Source organism: Arcicella sp. LKC2W (assembly GCF_034931005.1).
Classification (GTDB): Bacteria; Bacteroidota; Bacteroidia; order Cytophagales; family Spirosomataceae; genus Arcicella.
In genome coordinates this window covers 1-1,035 of record NZ_JAYGIN010000073.1, presented here as the reverse complement: position 1 = coordinate 1,035, position 1,035 = coordinate 1, and the positions used below count along the sequence as shown (strand labels likewise).

Sequence of the window (1,035 nt, the reverse complement as noted above, 5' to 3'; positions counted from 1 at the left end):
CTTCCTACAACCGATTTTTTAAGTGCCTGATTGTTAGTAATTTAAGATTGAGTTTTTTGTAGGCTCATTCCCATTTTTTTAGCCATTTTTTCTAAGTTTTTCAACTGTCTGTCCTTGTATTTTGTCTCATATTCCTCTTGTGTGCGAGTCTCAAATTCTGTTTTCTTGGTCATCATATTCCAAAAAATTACTGCTACTTTTCTTGCGGTGGCTTTAATCGCCACAAAACTTCCTTTTCGAGCGGATAATTTTCGATAAAATGAACCCAAATAACACTTGCTACTATTCAAAGCCCATGCTGCCATCCGAAAAGCCTGATTGGCTCTGTTAGCTACCGAAAGTTTAAAATGCCCCACTATCTTTTCTCCTGTAATCTTGGGTTTTGGAGATAAACCTAACCAGGAGGTAAAGTGTGATGCTGTTTTCCATTTGCTCAAATCCGTACCTGTTTCGGAGAGAATAGATAAGATGGTTTTTTCATCTAAACCTCTAATCTTGGTCAAATCAACCCCCGCTATTTCTTTGAGGTAACTTTTGGCATCAAAAGCATACTCATTTTGCTTTGGTTTGGTGGTTTTTGTTCTTGACTCATCGCCCAGCCCCCCATTAATTTCTCCCAAAGTTTTTTCAATTTCTTTCTCACATTCCAACATTTGAGTTTTGATAAAATCATACATCGTCAAGGCTTGTTTAAGACTGAAAAGGTGTTCTGCTCGCCAGTTGCCTTGTAATCCCTTTTCAAAATCTTCCTCGGATGCTTTCATTTGTGGGTGACGAAATTTGGTTAATTCTTTGGCATTTCGTTCCCCTGCCACAATGGCTCTGATGATATTCATACTGGTTTGAATTTCTGTGGCAGAGGCTATTTGATGTAATTTAATGTTCAACAATTGCAAGGCTTTGCCCATTAAAGCTACCTGAATACCTTTCTGTTTTTCCAGATTTTCTCGCTGACGAACGTATGCTCTGAGTTCTCTAATTTTACCTTCTGCAATGAAAGAACCACTCAAAAGTCCGTAGCTATGCAATTGCTGA

The 1,035-nt window shown here is 38.3% G+C and carries 1 protein-coding gene; it reads right to left on the bottom strand.

Annotated elements, in window-relative coordinates:
* Positions 1-41: 41 nt before the first annotated feature.
* Positions 42-1,035, bottom strand: a 994-nt coding sequence (locus VB796_RS23730; RefSeq protein ID WP_323349079.1) for a transposase, incomplete at its 5' end; no start/stop codon positions are given.